The sequence below is a fragment of the Penaeicola halotolerans genome (assembly GCF_016464625.1).
Taxonomy (GTDB): Bacteria; Bacteroidota; Bacteroidia; order Cytophagales; family Cyclobacteriaceae; genus Penaeicola; species Penaeicola halotolerans.
The window spans coordinates 1-14,748 of record NZ_JAEAGO010000002.1; the positions used below are offsets into that span (position 1 = coordinate 1).

Consider the following 14,748-nt stretch of genomic DNA (forward strand, 5'->3'; position numbering starts at 1 on the left):
ATGTCTTCAAAGGTATTGTCTCCATTATTGCGATAAACCCGACTGATTCGTCCACTTGCAGCTTGACCTGTTAATAAAATATCCAAATCACCATCACCATCATAATCTCCCCAGGCTACTGAACTAAAACCTACCCCTTCTAAACCTGCGTTAATGTCTTCAAAGGTATTGTCTCCATTATTGCGATAAACCCGACTGATTCGTCCACTTGCAGCTTGACCTGTTAATAATATGTCCAAATCGCCATCTCCATCATAGTCACCCCAAGCTACTGAACTAAAAGATACCCCTTCTAAACCTGCGCTGATAGCTGTAAAATTATCTCCTCCATCATTGCGATAAACCTGACTGATTCGACTACTTGCACTAAAACCAGTCAACAAAATATCGAGATCACCATCTCCATCATAATCTCCCCAAGCTACTGAACTAAAAGATACCCCTGCTAAACCAGCGTTAATGTCTGTAAAAGTGTTGTCTCCATTATTGCGATAAACCTGACTGATTCCTTGACCACTTGCATTTCGACCTGTTAATAAGACATCCAAATCGCCATCCCCATCATAGTCTCCCCAAGCTACTGAACCTTCAGCAACTCCTTCTAAAACTGCGTTGATAGCTTCAAAGGCTGGTAAAGCCTGTGCCATGACTTGCTGTACTGATATAGTCATCAAGCTACTAAAGATCAGGATGATTGTTAGTAAAAATCTCTGCATGTAAATTCGATTAGTGGTTAAGCTTTATTTGTTCAATGTCCTGTTCTATCTCTTGCTGCTTGAGCTGATAGTACCTGATGATCATGATTCCTATGAGTAGTAGTATCACGATGCAAAAAGCTAGCTTCAGTTCTCGAGCGGAAATAATATGATTCATGTACACAAGGTAGGCTGGGGACAAAAAAAAACGGGCGAAATGCCCGTTACAAGTGCGTTACAAATGCAGAAACCTGCCTTTATTGACCAGAAAAGAGGGTTTCAAAAAATAATGCAGGAGGGAAGTCTTTTTGCAAATCGAGCTTTTTACGGATCCTGTACCAAGTCACACGCAGGGAAGCAGGGGATACGCCTAAGGCATTGGCGATCTCTAATGAGGATAATTCTAGTTTGGTTAGCAGTAAAAATCTAACATCTGCTGGTGAAAGATTGGGGTAGCTATCCAGCAGTTTTTCCAGTAGCTGTGGAAAGGCTTTTTGAAACTGTGCCCTAAAAGCATCCCAATCAGTCTCTGTGAGGATCGTGGTAGCGCGAAGTGCCTCTATGGTCTTTTCCTTTTCACCTATATCTTCCGCATCTTCTAAAGATTGTATGATCTTAGAATTATTGTTGATCTTACGTCTGTAGGTTTCAAGTAAGGTTTTGGCACTTTCTAGTTCTATATGGGCTTGGCTCAACTCAGCCTTTTTAAGTTTCCGCTCTGCTTTGATGCGTTGACTTTGTTGTTGGTAAATGATCAACAAACCTATCAAGATAATTCCTAGGACAATCAAGCTAGTATTTCTGACCAACCTGTTTCTTTTCGCCTTTTCATTCAGCTCTTGGATGGCCTTTTCATTTTGGCTGGCTATCACCTCTTGGTTGGCCCTCATGAGTTGCAAAGCACTGAATTTTTCATTGACACTTTTCTGCCAGATGAGTGCTGAGTCTAGGTAAAGAATTGCCTTCTGGGGCTGATTCATTTTAGCTTGCCATTTACTGGCTATTGGGTAGTACCTTGCCAAGCGATCGAGTTGTTGTGTTTGGTAGATATACCTCTTTGCTTTTTTAAGATAATCGCCAGCCAGTGTTAGTTTACCTTCTGATAAGTAGATATCCGCCAGCGGGATATAGGCTCCAGCTGCAAGTCCAAGTTCTCCATATTGCTCTGCTATCTCAATGTCTTTTAGCAACAATGGAATCGCTCGGGCAAAATCCTTTCGCAAATAAGCATTATATCCCAAATTTCCTGATGCTATTCCTACCCACTGTGGGGAAGTAGAATCTGCATGAGCTAAAAGCTTCTCAAAGACTACATCTGAACTGTCTAATTGATTTAACTCCCTGTGAGAAAGGCCAAGGTCATTTAAGGCATGTCTAAAGGCAAAAGTATATAAATCAGTAAATGGCATATCGATGACCCTTTTAAAGTAGCTGATAGCTCTTTGATAATCACCAAAAAAGAAGAAGTCATTGCCAATTTCCTGCAGAAAGATGGGTTTGTCCGGAAATTCCTCCAATTCTAGATTACTCATGAGCTCATCTAAGAGCAAATGCCACCGGATAGATTTTTCAAATTCCTGTTGCTCCCAATAGGTTTCTGCGATCGCATTGGCCGCGCGACAGGCGATGTATAGTTGACCTTCTCGCTCGCTTTTCTCTTGTATAGCTATCAGTTTGTCTACTGGACTAAGCTTTCTTGAGACATAGTAAGAGGCTTCTAATAAATCTGCCTCCAACATCAAATCTGGATCATTCGCCAAAGCCGCCAACTGACGCATCCCCGATAAAGTATCTTGAATAGATATATCTGCATACTTCGCTTGATAATACAGCGAGGATAATATGCCTACTTGATCTTTGTACGGCTTACCCAGTAGCTGTGCATATTGCGCCTCAATACGCAGTGATAGTATAAAGAAGAAACCAATAAAGGCTATCGCAAATCTCATTCTAAAGCACTTATCCCTAAGCTTTCAAAGATAGTAGAAAAAACAAATTCCACTATTCATATTAAATAAAGACTATCTGTCATGGGTCTAATATTAAAATACTATAATTAAACAGACCATGGCTTAAATCACCCTCGGCACCAATTTCCCACATAGAGACGCGATAAATCGCGTCTCTACTTGTTATGATTTCGGATAGTTTTCTATGCCTAAGTGTATTTGGGCAATGTATTCCTCATCATGATTAAATAGGGTAAGGCTTATTTATGGCTTTGGTGACGGTTTGCATAGGGGTTAAGTCCCCTTTATATGCAGGTATTCTCCATTTATACATGGTGTTCTATTGGTGTTGAATTGGTGCTGAATTGGTGTTCTATTGGAGTTCCACTTTCTAAAATCTAAAATAATTACAATTTTTCTTGACATATTTTTAATTAGTTATTATTTTAGAATTTCACCAAATATTTACAACTATGGCGAGACAAGAAGGCTCAAATAAACTTAGAGGTAGAATAGGTGATATTACCTATTACAAAACTAAAACTGGTTATTTTGCCAAAAGATATACCTCACCAGTCAAAGCCCTTCAGCAAACAGCTGGATGGCATCGTAGTATTAAAACATTTGCTAATAGCTCCAATATTTCAAAAAACATCCGCGATTTGGTAAGTCCACTCACTCATGAGTATGAACACAGATATGTGTATCAAAAACTCAATGGTTTGATGCAGCGGATCACCAAAACTGACAAGATAAACGAAACTAAATACAAAAAAGTTACGTTCGGAGAACTTGGTTTATTGAAAGGTTTTGAATTTAGTAAAGAACCTAAGCTTAGGAACTACCTGCATAGCTTTCCTCGAATCAGTCAAGAGGGTATGCTACTCGAACTCAATCACGAGGTAATCTTCTCTAAAATCCCTCCATCTGTGACGCATTTCAAGATGCAGTATCATGTGATCATGTTTAATGAAACTTGGGAATTTAATGGCTTGCTGTGTCTCCATGAGAGTGATTACCTTCCTGTACCAAAGGCTCACCATGTAGGAGATCAGGTGTCTGTTTCGATGTCTGTAGAAGATATCTTGAAAGGAGTAGAAGGACCTGTCGTAGGCATTTTGATGTGTACGATGGAGTTCTTTGATGTGATCAATGGAGAGCCTAATAAGCTCTACACGGGTAGTGGCGCTGGGTTTGTGAGTGCTTGGCGACTGATCAAGTATTGACGCTTTATTTATGGCTATTTTATTGGGAGCCCGTGCATTTGCGCGGGCTTTTTATATACAAAACAAAAGCCCTGCTTTTATAAACAGGGCTTTGAAATGAAATATGTTTACAATTATTATTGAGCTCTATTCTTCAGATAAGCTTGAGCAAACTCATGATCGGTATCAATGAAGATATAATTATAGATCACTTTGCTGTCTCTGTGCATCAGGGTAATAAAGCCATCAGCCTCCAGATTGACCACTTCAAATACCTGCTGTTTTGTCTTTGGCACCCCACTAGTTTTGATCATCACCTTACCATCTTCTACATAAAAACCGTTCAAGGTGAGTTTCTCTAGAGGTTTCTTGGACTCATAAAAAGGATTAAAAGTATTAGGACTCCAAGCATTCCTATTAAGCTTATTGATCATAAAGGGCAGAAACTCCTTACCAGCAGTCATCGCTTGCACTTCATCTAAGCTGATCTTATCTGTAGAGAAAGCAGTCCCAGAAAGTGATGTCATCGTAGAGACGCCTGCTTGGTTTTTACCTCCAGCTTGATTGCCTCTTGTAAAAGTATTACCTACAAAAACCACATTAGCTCCTAGCATAGCTGCCTCTGCTTTAAGTTTATCTGTAGCACGATTATTCACTGTATTGATCGCACTCAGGGTTGTCACCCCTACTGCCTTAGAGAACACAGAGCCTTTGGACAAGAGGCCATCAACCTCATCTTGAATGTATGTCAGGTAAACATTATTCGCATCAGATAGCCCCTTGACTGGCTTCACAGGTACATCAAAAACCTCCTCTCTACCCGAAGCAAAGATGACCTTTTCTACCTGCAACTTACTCATTGAATAGATCGCCTCTTCACCAGGATATCGGTATTTAATCTGTTTAGACCCTACTTCTATGATCTTTACAGGGGTCTTCTCTCCTTTGTAGACAAGGTAGTCTACAGCATCTTGGGCCATAGCAGAGAATGCTACAGCAATGATTAGTAATGAGCTTATGAATATTTTTTGCATAGCATGAGGATTTGTATAAGTATTCTTTAAAAACTAAAATTAAGTAAGTCTACGGAACTTTTTCATGTAAAGTTATAAAATTACTTAGTAGTTAAAATTAACCTACTAGCCACTTTTCCATCATGGTTTAATAAAGTAACCATATTGTCTTTGATACTGACAACCTCCCAATTAATTATTTCATTGCCTGGATAGTTTACTTGCAAAAACACTTTGTTACCTACAGCCTCTACATTGTCTATATCTACAGCAACATCAAACGTTTCCTTATTATCAGTTGAGAACCAGAGTGATCTTCGAAATTTGCTTATAGAAGATACGTAGAGCTTATTGGCAGTTATAAAGTCATTGACTGTCTCAAGACTTGGTCTTGGATTAAGCGCGTAAGCTACTGCACTATAGGTTTGGAGCTTATCTCCAAAATCATGTTTTAATTCTGATTCTTGAATAAGCAGCACATCTGCTCCATAAAACTCAGCCTCTAATTTTAGCTTACGCAAAGCCCTATTATTGACATTGTTTACAGGACTAACCAGCAAGGTAGCTCTTGCTTTGCTGAATATTCTACCAACTTCAGTAAGCCCCGCTATATCTCGAGAATCCTTTGTAATGTACATGCCAGAGGCATACCCCTCATCTTTAAAACCATCGAAACGGTTAGGAATACTCTCCTTTGACCCATTGGCATAAGTGATCTCTGATATGGCAAGTGTAGATAAACTACGCAAAGCCTTTTGACCAACTAATTGGTACTTGATCTGTTTGTCATCTATTTCTACTACAGTACCCTCGATAGTGCTTCCATCTACTTTGGTAATACGATCTGAAGTGCCTTGCGCTATAGCTAGATAACTCAATGAAACGGTCAATAATGATAAAATGTACTTTTTCATAAAAATTGATTTAGATGGTAATTATTATATTAAATGGTTAATGAAATTCTTATTGCTGATTATTTAATGACATACTTCTTTTTCTATCCAACTGTGGATGATTTTCTATTTTGATCAATTCATAATTAACTAGAAAACCATCCTTCCGCTTCGCAAGCACTATTTTCCCCTCACTAGCAAATATGACATGACTACGATTAGCCTCTAAAACATGTAACTCTACATCTAAAAATACAGCTTCCCCTTCCGTGAAGAGGTTATTTACGCTGGCTGGAAATAAGCCATTAGAGGAATGATCAATTATTCTTGGACTATCCGCAAGCCAGCCATACCTAATTTCCTTTGATAGCCCATATAAATTAGTTTCAAGCCATCCTTGCAATGATTTTTTATCAATAGATTGGAGACTAAAAGCATGGATACTTGGAGATGCAGAGAGATAGTTACGTGAACCCATTAAATACTCGGGAGATATATAAACAATTTCAGCCCCAAGCATAGCTGCTTCTAATCTAATACGATCCATTATAGAATGGTCATAGTCAGGATCATCGTTATAACCAGAATAGTTATAGACAAAATCTGGGGATACTATTCCCATATCTACAAGACCAACTACATCCTCTTTATGATATGAGATATAGACATTCTTAAAATCTTCTAAACCATTTACTTCCTTGATAGGTGATTCAAAAATGAGCTTCCTACCACTGCTAAAGATGATACTATCAACGTAAAGTTTACTCTTAGAAAATACTGCATGTTCTTCAGGATACTTGTATTTTATGACCTCATCAGCTACCTCTGTTACTATAACTGCTTCTGAAGTACCTTCATAAAATAAGGTGTCCCAATTATCAAACCCTTGACCACTAGCCGATAAATAAAAGAAAGATACAACAAGGGGTATTATGAGAAAACTGATTTTCATTAAAGTAAATTTAAATAGTTTTTAAAACTGCTTTTACTTACGAAAATCGATCTATACGGTTACTAATATAATTAAAAATATATTTAATTTAATAAATATTAACCTCAAAGACATAAAAAAGGGCTACCAATGGCAGCCCTTTTTTATTGATTATCAGCTTATTGCTCAGTTGAAAATATATCTTAAGCTGAATTGTAATTGCCATACATCATTCAAAGAAGCGGCATCTCTAAATGTACTTGTTCCAAGCACACCGTTTGTTCTTTGTAACTGGTAAGTAGGTACACCATTCGCATCGATTGCCGATACAGATAGTAACTGAGTATTGTTAGTTACTCTAGCTACACCTAGGTCACTATTGATCAAGTTACCAGCGTTGATGATATCAGTTCTAAACTGGAAAGTATTTCTTTTTCCTCCAACATTTACGAAGAAATCTTGTACGATAGAAACATCCATTCTAGCTACCCATGGAAGGATACCACCATTTCTTTCAGCATAGCTACCTCTATTTGATCTTAGGTACTTATCCTGCTGAATATACTGCTCAAAGTAAGCTCTTTGCTGAGCAGCTGTAAATGGAGCATTAGCGCCACCAGTGATATCAGCAAAATTCATTGCTTGAACCTCATCAGCTGTTGGGATGTAGATCAAATCGTTACCAAAGATACCGTCTCTGTTAGCATCACCATTGTACACATAAGAGAATCTACCTAGGTTTCTACCCTCCCAGAAAGCTGAGATTTGCGTAGCACCTATTTTATATTCTTTTCTGTAAGAAGCAGTGAAGATCGCTCTATGTCTTTGATCATTATCTGAGAAAGATAGATCAAGTGTATTGTTGCTAGTAATTGTTCTACCGCCATTATAAGATGAACCCGCAGTTGACCCAAGAGATACTAGATCTTTAGTTGCTCCAAAGTTGTAAGCAGCTGAGAAGAAGAATCCATTAGAGAAAGACTTTTGAGCAGAGAAAGTCAAGTTATGACCAAATCCACCACCATAGTTTCCTAATACATAAGCATTGTTAATATTGTCATTAATTCTTCTAGCATTATTGCTTGAACCAAAGAAAGGTCTATTATCTGGACCCGCAAGGTTACCTACCGGCTCCTCAAGGTTTGCATCATAATAAATGACATTATTGATGTTCTGAGTGTAGATGTATTCTACTGTACCTACAATGCCCCCTGGAAGTTGTGCGTCCACTGCGATATTTGATCTCCATACTTGTGGCCATTTAAAATCTCTCTCAGTTGCATTGATAGCAAATGAAGAAGGAGTTGTTGCATTAGCAGGTATGTTTGCATTTACATCTGGGCTCCACGGGAACTGACCAGTATTCGTGTCATTTTCAAAAATGTTACCAGTCAAGATACCATTGTTACCAACTTGGTTAGAGATCCACACGAAAGCTGGACGACCAGAGAAGATACCTGTTCCACCTCTTACCTGTAAGCTTCTGTCACCTTTAGCATCCCAGTTGAAACCTACTCTTGGAGAGAAAAGAATTGAAGCTTCTGGAAGTTGGCTTGTGCTCAGTTGAATGTCATTTCTGTTTGGATCTTGGAAAGTCAAAGACTCAACAGCTGGGTTATTCAAGGCTGTATTACCAAAAGTTGGTATGTCAAATCTTAAACCTGCAGTTAGCTTGAAGTTTCTTGTTACATTCCACTCATCTTGGATATAAGCACCAATCTGATAAGCTCTAGTGATTGCAAATGGAATAGCGTTATTTTCAAGCGCTGAATACGTCAACTGATATCTTGCTAAATCTACGTTTGCTGGGTTGCCACTCAAGAATCCATCAGAAGCAGTATAGAAATCCTCTAGAGAGTTAAAGATATACTGACCATAATAGAATGGTGTAAATCCATTAGTAAACTCAAAAGACTCAAAGTTAGCTCCAACAGTTACTGTATGATCGTTGTAGTAAGCCGTGAAGTTATTCTGTACCTGCCAAGTATCAGTATCTAGTCTGTTATTTGGTGAGAATGGCTCATATCCAAATGAAAGATAGTTACGTCCACCTTCTAAGATATCAACTTGTGGGAATATACCTCCAGTAGATCCTCTAAAATCTCTATTAGCAGTAAAACCAACTAGGAGTCTGTTTGAGAATCTAGTACCAAATGTTGAGTTCAACTCAGCAATACCTGAGTAGATATCATTGTTGATGATGTAGTTAGTAGCCTGAGCACTAAGAGAGAATAGGTTATCTCTTCTTCCACTTATTGAGTTAGAGTTAGAAGCTGGAACATCTCTCAAAGACTTCAATTGATTGTATCTTAATGAAAGTCTGTGATTATTGTTGATGTTGTAATCAAGCTTGATCAAAATTTTGTCAGACTCAGTTCTTAAAGAATAGTTCTCAAACTCACCTGTGTTATATCCATAGTTATCTAGAAGATACTGTCTTAATTGCTGATAATCAGATCTTAGTACTCTAGTCACGTTAGTTCCTTCTCCTGGAGAAGCTATAAACTGAGAGTTTGGATCTGTTCTTCTTTCCGATTCAGCGTTAATGAAGAAGAATAGTTTATTCTTGATGATTGGACCACCTAATCTGAAACCATATTGGCTTACATCAAACTGATCTGTAATTACTGGATTGCCCTTAGCATTATCTCCAAGTAATTCGTTGTTTCTAAAGTTGTAGAAAACTGAACCTCTAAACTCGTTATCACCTGATCTAGTTACTGCGTTGATACCAGCACCTGTAAATCCACCTTGCGTTACATCATAAGGAGAAAGGTTAACTTGGATTTCTTCAATCGCATCAAGAGAAATTGGAGTAGAGTTAGTCTGACCGGCTGGTGTACTTGAAAGACCAAAAGAGTTGTTGAAAATAGATCCGTCAATTGTAAGGTTATTGAATCTTGAATCCGCACCAGCGAAACCTCCACCTGACGCTTGTGGTGTCAATCTTGTGAAGTCGAATATACTTCTGCTGATTGTAGGAAGGGAATTGATTTGCTCATTTGAGATGTTTGTAGCCGCACCTGAACGCTCATCGTTCAAAATTGGGCTTCTCTGAGAAAGAATTTCCACACCTGTTAGTTCAACACCTGCTTCAGTAAGTACTGGATCCAATCTGTAAACTTGACCTAAAGAAAGGTTGATGTTTTCAAACTTAGCTGTTTCAAAACCAACATAAGTAACGGTTACTGTGTAGGGACCGCCTAGACGCATCGCTGGGATTGTAAAACGACCGTCATTTCTAGTAGCTACACCATAACGAGTTCCTGAAGGCTCGTGGATGGCTAGTACGTTTGCTCCTGGTAATGTCTCACCATTCGCGTCTGTCACCACCCCTGTCATCGAGGCAGTAGTCACACCTTGTGCATACAATGTCTGTGCACCAAACACAAACATTACTGCTGCAAGGAGATTAATCAGTAATGATTTTTTCATAATTGATTTTTAGGTTTGTTTATTTTTGTAAAGGTTCTAGAATTACTTTTTCAACGTTACAAAGGTAGGCCTTCTCTGTGGTTTGAATTTTCCCTAATTATTAATTTTATGCGAACTTTATTTAAGTTTTGTTAACATTAACTTAACATTGAGACAAAATTTTATCTGCTGTTTTTATTCTTTCACCTTTCGTTTTTCATTAAGAACTGCTTCTATTCCCTATTAATCAAAATTATGTTCCCTCACTGTGATAAACGGTAAATTAACATAGCCTTTGTTAACAATATTAAAAAATTGCCATCATCTGAGTTTTTATTGCCTATTAACAACTCCCCTTTTTTGACACATTTTGCAGACTAATACCAACAGATCTAAAACCGCTCAATCGAACCGTTCACAAAATTTAACTATATATTTAGTATCGTATTTTTATTTTATTGCTTTTTTTTGCTTTATTGGTATTCTCAAAAGCTAAAACCTCAACATAATGCGCTTAACACATAAAGTTCTAGCATTTTTAATTCTATCCGCTCTCACACTTGCCTGTGCCGGAAAATCCGAAGAAGCTAGCAAAGAAGTAGATCCAGTCACTGTCAAAGGAGACATAGAGCCAACTACCGTCACCACTGGAAAAGCCAGCTACAAGACTTTTGAATACCTCGTCAATACGACTGGTAAGATAGAAGCTGCTGCTGAAGTACAGTTGGTCGTCCAGCAAAATGGTTACATCAGAAACCTCTCTGCCAAAGAAGGCCAGGTAGTCAATCAAGGACAGCTCATCGCTACTATCGATGCGCCTGAAGCACTACTAGCCTATGAAAAGGCTAAAATTGCTCTGGCATCTGCAGAGTTGGAGTTTGAAAATGAAAAGTTTGCCTTCACAGATGGTGACCTTTCTACCGAATCACTCGCTGCAAGGGAAAATAACTTTAGACTCAAATCAGGACTCAAGGCAGCTGAGATCAGTATGAAAGAAGCCGAACTAGCCCTCGAGAAGACTAAGATATATGCCCCTATCACTGGCAAAATAGCGGACTTATCGCTCAAGCCTGGGAGTCTGGTCAATTCTGGAGACAAGCTCTGCTTTGTCATCAGCAATCAAAACCTGATCCTCAAAGCTAAAGTCCTCGAAGCAGATATCAATCAAATCAAGATCGGCTATAAAGCAGAGATATTTCCTGTCACCGCCATCACCGAACCGATCTCTGCTACTGTCAGCAGTATCAATCCTAAAGTAGATGAAAATGGTATGGTCAGCGTCACTTTGCAAGTCAGCAATAACCAAGCACTCCTCCCTGGCATGAATGCTCGAGCCATCATCAAAGTCCCAAGACAAGACAACCTCATCGTTCCAAAATCCGCGGTAGTGATTCGCTCTGGCAGATCTGTTGTCTTCAAACTAGTCAATGGAGTAGCCAAGTGGAACTATGTAGTCACTGGGCTAGACAATGGCCGAGAGGTAGAGCTTTTAGAGTTTGACCAAATCAAAGATGGGGATGTAGTGATCACTAGCAACAACCTTCAGATCGCCAATGATGCGCCAGTCAAAGTCATCAATTAAGCATATTTAGCATGGTAAAATTTTTAATTGAAAGACCTATCGGGGTCATCATGTCCTTCATAGCCCTGATGGTGTTTAGTTTTATTACTTTCAGGCTACTTCCTGTATCGCTTTTGCCTGCCATAGATGTTCCGCAGATCATCGTCAAGGTCAATGCCCCAAATAGTTCTCCTGAGAATATCGAGCAAAACATTCTCTCCCGTGTCAGAGAATCCCTCATCACGCTCAATGGCCTAGAGTCTATGGAGAGCAAAGCGGGAAGTGAAAATGGTACCGTGCGTCTTTCTTTTGAATATGGCACTGCTATGGAACTAGCCTACATAGAGGTCAATGAGAAAATCGACCGCTTGACCAACTCCCTGCCTAGAGATCTCGAGCGACCTCAAGTAGTCCGTATCAATACTTCGGATATTCCAGTAGTACGTGTCCAAGTCATCCCAAGCAATACCATCAACTTCATACAAGCCTCTCTGCTCACAGAGAATGTGCTCAAAAAAAGACTGGAGCAAATAGAGGGCGTCTCCTTAGTAGATATCAATGGTAAAAAAGAAAATATCATCTCTGTAAAGCCCTATAAAGACATCCTCCGTTCGCTGAATATCACTGAGAATGACATCACCAATGCTATCAGGGCAGGAAATACTGACTTGAGCAATCTCAATGTGCAAGACGGCCAGTATCGCTATTCATTGCGTATGGCCAGTCGAGTAGATGGGGAAGCGGATATAAGAGAGCTTCCAGTCAGGGGGAGAGATGGTTCTGTTTTTAAGCTAGGTAGGTTAGCTGAAGTCAAAAACGAGACTAAAAAATCCTTTACTTATCACCTCTTTGGAGCAGAAGAAGGCTTGGTCATTACAGTGCATAAGCAAGCACAAGCCAAGATGAATGACCTACTTCCTAAAATTTATGAAGCTATTGAGGTCTTTAAAGTGGACTATCCTGGGGTAAACTTTGAACTGACACAAGATCAGTCACTGCTGCTCAATGCTGGTATAGACAATCTGAAAACTAGCTTACTCTTTGGAGGGATTTTCGCTTTTGGAGTGCTTTTCTTTTTTATGGGAAATTATCGTATGCCGATCATTATTGGTATCAGTCTTCCCACTTCTTTATTGATCAGCTTTATAGTCTTTTACCTTTTCGATATTTCTATCAATATCATTTCTCTTTCTGGCTTGGCACTTGGTCTAGGAATGCTCATTGACAATGCCATCATCGTCTTAGACAATATCACGCGTAAGCGAAAAGAAGGGCAAGACTTGATCAGCAGCTGTGTAGAGGGTGTCAATGAAGTGACAGGCGCCTTGATCAGTTCTGTCCTAACGACCTTAGCGGTATTCTTACCACTCGTATTTTTAAATGGACTTTCTGGAGCTCTTTTCTTTGATCAAGCGGTATCAGTGGCCGCTATATTGAGCGTCTCTTTGTTAGTTGCATTTATCTTATTACCGCTACTGTACAAATTGTTTTTCAGCAATCAAGAGCAAGCTGCTATTAAGGAAGACAGTCGTTTTTACCTTGCGATCTTAAAGGGATATAAAAAGCTTTTCTACCGCATTTTTGCAAATAAAGGCATCTCCTTCATTTTGATTGCAGCTTTGATCCCCTTGGCTATTTGGTTGGGTCTGTTTTTACCTAAAGCGGGTCTTCCACCGATTGAAAAAAATGAGACGCTTATCAATATCAATTGGAATGAACCGATCGATGCTGAGATCGGTAAGCAAAGGGTGTTGGATTTGGTCAATGGCCTGTCTGGTGAGTTCTTACAAGCTGAGTCAGATATAGGCCTGTTGCAATTCTTGCTCTTCGATGGTGAAAACTCTGTCCAACAGTCAAGTATATATTTTGCCTTTGATAGTCAAAAACAAAAAGAGGCAGCAGAGACCAAACTCTCTCAAAAGCTTAATCAAAACTATCCTGAGGCTTCATTTGAGATAGCCGATGCACCAAATGCTTTTGACCAACTCTTTAGCAGTAATGAGCCTTACTTGGAGGCACGCTGGAAAGACAACAAATCTAAAGCACCCATTCCGGGCAAACAACTCAATCCAATGCTCGAAGAGATCACTGTAGCCCCTTGGAAAAGAGGCCCAGGCACACTGGAAGAGACAGCGGTCAATCTACAAGTTGACCAAGTAAAGCTCAGCCTATATCGTATCAACTCATCCACTTTCGAAGACCAATTGAACAAACTCTTTGGTAACTTCAATATCTCCGATATCAAGCGATTTGGAGAAGTGACTCCTATTGTATTGAAGGAAGATGATGGGGATTTTGTCAATAAGATCAATACAAACTTCATCCAAGCAGATAGCTCTCGGTATCCTTTGAGCGAATTCGTCAGCTATGACTTGACGACTGGATACAAATATGTGACAGCAGATAAGACTGGTATCTATCAGTCCATCTACTTTGAAGAAGATGTCGATGTGGCTGCTGCTCAGTCCACTATGCAGGAGTGGGGTATCGACCACAATTTCGTAGTAGAGTTTACAGGTAGGTACTTTAGCGACCAAGAAAACCTCAAGCAATTGATCAATATCCTTCTGATTGCAGTCTTGCTCCTTTACTTTATCTTGGCTGCACAGTTTGAATCATTTGTACAGCCTTTGATTGTAGTATTTACCCTACCACTTGGTATAGGTGGTGCATTTTTAATCATTTGGCTTACAGGTTCTTCTCTCAATGTCATGTCTGCTATCGGACTAGTCGTGATGCTGGGTATCATGGTCAACGATGCCATCCTGAAGATCGACACGATCAATCGCTTAAGAAAAGACTACGCTGCTGAGGATGCTAGCCTCAATCCTAAACAAATATTGGAAAAGGCGATCTTAAAAGCTGGTGAAATCAGACTAAAGCCAATCCTGATGACTTCTATCACTACGATATTGGCTTTGATACCAGTGATTTTCTCTACTGGATTGGGAGCTGACTTACAGCGTCCGCTTGTATATAGTGTGATTGGCGGTTTGACGATCGGTACCTTCACCGCCTTGTATTTCATTCCATTGGCTTATTGGTTTATCACTCCAAGGAGTGCAAAGCGCGCAGCTTAAGGACTAA

The 14,748-nt window shown here is 39.4% G+C and carries 10 protein-coding genes; 3 read left to right on the plus strand and 7 right to left on the minus strand.

The window, feature by feature from the left end; translation table 11 throughout:
* The 3 genes from I5349_RS04310 to I5349_RS04320 form a co-directional block, all read right to left on the minus strand.
* On the minus strand, positions 1-716 hold a 716-nt coding region (locus I5349_RS04310; protein WP_226389509.1), incomplete at its 3' end, for an FG-GAP-like repeat-containing protein.
* Between the two features lie 10 nt (positions 717-726).
* Positions 727-873, minus strand: coding sequence for a hypothetical protein (locus I5349_RS04315; protein WP_226389510.1), 147 nt, complete (start codon positions 871-873; stop codon positions 727-729).
* Positions 874-952: 79 nt separating this feature from the next.
* Positions 953-2,644, minus strand: coding sequence for a tetratricopeptide repeat protein (locus I5349_RS04320; protein ID WP_226389511.1), 1,692 nt, complete (start codon positions 2,642-2,644; stop codon positions 953-955).
* 473 nt (positions 2,645-3,117) lie between these two features.
* Here I5349_RS04320 and I5349_RS04325 point away from each other — a divergent pair, with 473 nt between their 5' ends.
* Positions 3,118-3,870: a hypothetical protein gene (locus I5349_RS04325; protein WP_226389512.1), complete on the plus strand. Its 753-nt coding sequence runs from the start codon at positions 3,118-3,120 to the stop codon at positions 3,868-3,870.
* A 116-nt stretch (positions 3,871-3,986) separates the two neighbouring features.
* Here I5349_RS04325 and I5349_RS04330 read toward each other — a convergent pair whose 3' ends face one another.
* The 4 genes from I5349_RS04330 to I5349_RS04345 all read right to left on the minus strand — a co-directional run bounded on the left by I5349_RS04330 (position 3,987) and on the right by I5349_RS04345 (position 10,121).
* Positions 3,987-4,883, minus strand: a complete 897-nt coding sequence (locus tag I5349_RS04330) for a hypothetical protein (RefSeq protein ID WP_226389513.1) — start codon at positions 4,881-4,883, stop codon at positions 3,987-3,989.
* An 80-nt stretch (positions 4,884-4,963) separates the two neighbouring features.
* Complete coding sequence (locus tag I5349_RS04335; protein ID WP_226389514.1) at positions 4,964-5,776, minus strand: hypothetical protein; 813 nt, start codon at positions 5,774-5,776, stop codon at positions 4,964-4,966.
* Positions 5,777-5,825: 49 nt separating this feature from the next.
* On the minus strand, positions 5,826-6,707 hold the full coding sequence (locus tag I5349_RS04340; RefSeq protein WP_226389515.1) for a hypothetical protein: 882 nt from the start codon (positions 6,705-6,707) through the stop codon (positions 5,826-5,828).
* A gap of 165 nt (positions 6,708-6,872) precedes the next feature.
* On the minus strand, positions 6,873-10,121 hold the full coding sequence (locus I5349_RS04345) for a TonB-dependent receptor (protein WP_226389516.1): 3,249 nt from the start codon (positions 10,119-10,121) through the stop codon (positions 6,873-6,875).
* A gap of 487 nt (positions 10,122-10,608) precedes the next feature.
* On the opposite strand from I5349_RS04345, the gene I5349_RS04350 reads away from it, so the two are divergent.
* Both I5349_RS04350 and I5349_RS04355 read left to right on the plus strand, forming a co-directional pair.
* On the plus strand, positions 10,609-11,682 hold the full coding sequence (locus tag I5349_RS04350; protein WP_226389517.1) for an efflux RND transporter periplasmic adaptor subunit: 1,074 nt from the start codon (positions 10,609-10,611) through the stop codon (positions 11,680-11,682).
* Between the two features lie 11 nt (positions 11,683-11,693).
* Positions 11,694-14,741 (plus strand): efflux RND transporter permease subunit, encoded by a 3,048-nt coding sequence (locus tag I5349_RS04355; RefSeq protein WP_226389518.1) that lies wholly within the window; start codon positions 11,694-11,696, stop codon positions 14,739-14,741.
* The last annotated feature ends 7 nt before the right edge of the window (positions 14,742-14,748 follow it).

What these genes read in the sequence shown, in the direction of transcription:
- I5349_RS04315 (WP_226389510.1), bottom strand. Translation starts at nt 873, where the DNA reads ATGAATCATATTATTTCCGCTCGAGAACTGAAGCTAGCTTTTTGCATC.
- I5349_RS04320 (WP_226389511.1), bottom strand. Translation starts at nt 2,644, where the DNA reads ATGAGATTTGCGATAGCCTTTATTGGTTTCTTCTTTATACTATCACTG.
- I5349_RS04325 (WP_226389512.1), top strand. Translation starts at nt 3,118, where the DNA reads ATGGCGAGACAAGAAGGCTCAAATAAACTTAGAGGTAGAATAGGTGAT.
- I5349_RS04330 (WP_226389513.1), bottom strand. Translation starts at nt 4,883, where the DNA reads ATGCAAAAAATATTCATAAGCTCATTACTAATCATTGCTGTAGCATTC.
- I5349_RS04335 (WP_226389514.1), bottom strand. Translation starts at nt 5,776, where the DNA reads ATGAAAAAGTACATTTTATCATTATTGACCGTTTCATTGAGTTATCTA.
- I5349_RS04340 (WP_226389515.1), bottom strand. Translation starts at nt 6,707, where the DNA reads ATGAAAATCAGTTTTCTCATAATACCCCTTGTTGTATCTTTCTTTTAT.
- I5349_RS04345 (WP_226389516.1), bottom strand. Translation starts at nt 10,121, where the DNA reads ATGAAAAAATCATTACTGATTAATCTCCTTGCAGCAGTAATGTTTGTG.
- I5349_RS04350 (WP_226389517.1), top strand. Translation starts at nt 10,609, where the DNA reads ATGCGCTTAACACATAAAGTTCTAGCATTTTTAATTCTATCCGCTCTC.
- I5349_RS04355 (WP_226389518.1), top strand. Translation starts at nt 11,694, where the DNA reads ATGGTAAAATTTTTAATTGAAAGACCTATCGGGGTCATCATGTCCTTC.